This window comes from Streptomyces sp. CO7 (assembly GCF_053474865.1).
On the sequence record NZ_JBRIOU010000001.1, the window covers coordinates 104,235 to 107,382 of the forward strand.

General features: G+C 73.8%; 3 protein-coding genes. 1 reads left to right on the forward strand and 2 read right to left on the reverse strand.

Annotation, left to right across the window (positions count from 1 at the left end):
- Positions 1 to 583: SUKH-4 family immunity protein (locus tag ACOV8S_RS00475; protein ID WP_448315215.1), on the forward strand; the 583-nt coding region annotated here is incomplete at its 5' end.
- Between the two features lie 185 nt (positions 584 to 768).
- On the opposite strand, the gene ACOV8S_RS00480 is transcribed toward ACOV8S_RS00475, so the two are convergent.
- Both ACOV8S_RS00480 and ACOV8S_RS00485 read right to left on the reverse strand, forming a co-directional pair.
- The gene (locus ACOV8S_RS00480; protein WP_448315650.1) at positions 769 to 2,340 is read right to left on the reverse strand and encodes a sodium/solute symporter; all 1,572 of its coding nucleotides are present in this window, start codon (positions 2,338 to 2,340) and stop codon (positions 769 to 771) included.
- A 20-nt stretch (positions 2,341 to 2,360) separates the two neighbouring features.
- Positions 2,361 to 3,148 (reverse strand): DUF485 domain-containing protein (locus ACOV8S_RS00485; protein ID WP_448315217.1); only part of this gene is annotated, 788 nt, incomplete at its 5' end.

A 3,148-nucleotide genomic window follows, 5' to 3' on the forward strand; every position in this document is an offset into this window, starting at 1 on the left:
GCCCGCACCGCCGGTGCCGCCGGAGGGCGTCGCCCACGAGCTGGCGGCGGTCTTCGGACCGGGCGTCTTCCGCTTCGACCAGGCGGCGGTGTCCCGGCAGGGCGTGCCGCCGGTGGTCGCCCACACCCTGGTGGTGGCGGGGCTCCCGTTCGACCTCGGCCCGTTCTTCTGGGCGCAGGCCCAGCCGGGGCGGCCGGTGCCGACGCTGGCCGAACTGGCGCAGGAACGTGGTGTGCAGGCGGCCTCCGACGCCGGGTCGTACCTGGTGATGGGCACGGACTTCGGCAAGGCGATCTGCGTGCAGTACGGCACGGCGCACATCGTCGCCGTGCCGGTGGAGGCCGGCCCCGGGGGTGGGCCGGTGCCGCCGCAGTTCGTCAACACGGGGCTGCCGGAGTTCGCGCGGTGCCTGGCGCTGCTGGGGCGGATGTGGCCCCTGCGGTTCGGGCTCAACCAGGAGCAGGCGGCTCGCTGGACGGTGGACTTCCAGGCGCAGCTGGCGGCGTTGGACCCGGCGGCGCTGGGGTCGCCGGAGAGTTGGTGGTCCGTGCTGCTGGAGCAGTTCTGGGACGGGCTGCTCTGAGGACCTGACGTTCGCTCCCCCGCGCGGGACGGTGCCGGTGGCCCGTCCCGGGCGGGGGTTCCTCGTTCGCGGGGCGCAGGTGGTGCGGAGCCCGCAGGGCAGGGGGCACAGTTCCCTCCGCGCGGCAGCGATGGTGGTGCCCCGGGGGCGGGGGAAAGGTGTCGGCGTCCCCGCCCCTCGGGGGGTCAGCGGGAGGTGAGGCCCGCGAGGAGGCGGGGCTCCAGGTCTTGGTAGCGCCCCTCCTGCTCCCGCACCTTGCGGGAACCGGACGTCACCGTGCCCAGCCAGCCGAGCGCGAAGCCCAGCGGGATCGTGACCAGGCCCGTCGTGGTGAACGGGAACCAGTTGAAGTGGTCCTCCGGCAGCGCCGAGTTGGGGTAGCCGGAGACCAGGTTGGTGAACGGCGTCAGCAGGAGCACCGACAACGAGCCGCCGATCAGCGTCCACAGCACCCCGCGCCGGGTGTAGCGCCGCCAGAACAGGCTGTAGACCAGCGCCGGCGCGATCGCCGAGGCACCCAGGCTGAGCGACAGCGTCACCAGCGGCTGCAGGTTCCGGTGCTGCACCAGCGTGGCCAGCGCGACCGCCGTCGCCCCCACCGCCAGCGCGGCGACCCGCGCCACCGTCACCTCCCGGCGCGCGCCCGCCGTCCCCCCGCCCGCGATCACGTCGTGGGCCAGCGAGTTGGCGCAGGCCAGGATCATGCCGGCCACCGAGGACAGCAGGGTCAGGAAGACCGCCGTCGTCACCGTGGTGAACAGCAGCGCCGCCAGGTACGAGTCGTCGGCGCTCAGCGCCGCCTTGGAGCCCAGCAGGAAGGTGGTGTTGCCCTGCGGGTCGGCGGCGGCGATCGCGCCCCGGCCGACCATGGCCACCGCACCGAACGCCACGACCACGATCACCAGCGAGAACAGCGTCACCGAGGACACCGCCCAGGACATCGCCCTGCGCACCTGCCGCGCGTCGGAAGCGGTGAACATGCGCATGGTGATGTGCGGCAGCACCGCCGCGCCCAGCACGATCGACACGTGGATGGCGATCATGTCGAGTTTCGGGAACGGGTGCCCCGCGAACTCGACGCCGGTGCGCAGGTAGGCGTCGCCGATGCCGCTGCGGGCCGCCGCCGCGTCGAACAGCGCGCCCGGGTCCCAGCCGTACCGCGCCAGGATCACCAGGGAGACCATCACCCCGGAGCCCAGCAGCACGAAGATCTTGAGCAGCTGGATGAACGCGGTGCCCTTCATCCCGCCGATCACCGCGTAGCTGATCATCAGCACGCCGAGGCCGACCACCATGCCGGTCTCCAGCGCGTCGCTGTCGAAGCCGAGGATGAACGACATCAGCTGGCCGGCGCCGGCCAGCTGCACCAGCATCATCGGCACCAGCGACAGGATCGTCACCACGCACGCCGTGATCCGCACCGCCCGCGACGCGGTGCGCCCGGCCAGCACGTCGCCCATGGTGAACCTGCCGGTGTTGCGCAGCGGTTCGGCCAGCAGAAGCATCAGCAGCATCATCGACAGGGCGGTGCTCAGCGCCAGCAGCATCCCGTCGTAACCGAAGAACGCCACCAGGCCGCAGGTGCCCAGGGCGGTCGCGGCCGAGATGTAGTCGCCGGCGATCGCCATGCCGTTGCGGAACGGCGTCAGGGTGCCGTAGCCGGTGTAGAACTCCTGGAGGTCGTCGCGGTCCGGTCCGGTCATCACGCAGAGCAGCAGGGTGATGGAGGCGACCGCGCAGAACGCGACCAGCGACATCGACTGTGCGGAGAAGTCGTTCACCGGCCTTCCTCCTGCCGCGCCCGCGCCCGGTCCACCAGCGGGTCGATCCGCCGGAGCGCCGCGCGCTCGTAGACGATCAGCGCGGCCACCGTCACCGGGAGCTGCAGCAGACCCAGCACGATGCCGAGGTTGAGGCCACGGCCCAGCCCGACGCCCGTCGCCGACGGGACGTACACCGTCAGCAGGACGTACAGCGCGAAGAAGCCGAGGACGGTGGCGCCGGCGACCCGCCGCTGCCAGGCGTAGGCGGCCCGCAGCGGGGCGAGGTCCCCGGCCTGCCGGGCGGCACGCGGCTGCCCGGTGACGGAACCGAGGACCGGCGACACGGCGGCCGGAGCGACCGGGGCGGGGGCGGGGAACACGTCGTCGTAGACGGGGACGGCGTCGCCCGCGGCCGGACGGCCGTCCGCGGAGAGCGGCTCGCCGTACGCCGGGAAGCGTTCGTCGCGGGCCGGATACCGCTGCGCACCACGGCCGGGGTACCGGGGCTCACCCCCGGAGCGGTACTGCCCCACGTCCCGGGCCGGCTGCTGCTCACCGTCCCGGGCCGGGTACGGCTCGGCATCCCGGGCCGTGTACGGCTCGGCACCACGGGCGGTGTACTGGCCGCCGTCCCGGGCGGGGTGCCGGCCGGCGTCGCGGCCGGGGTACTGCCCCGATGCGCGGACCGGGTTCTGGCCGGCGTCGCCGGCGGGGTACTGCCCCGCGCCCCGGGCCGGGTACTGCTCGCCGTCACGGACGGCGTACGGCTCGCCGTCGCGGGCGGCGTGCCGTACGCCGTCCG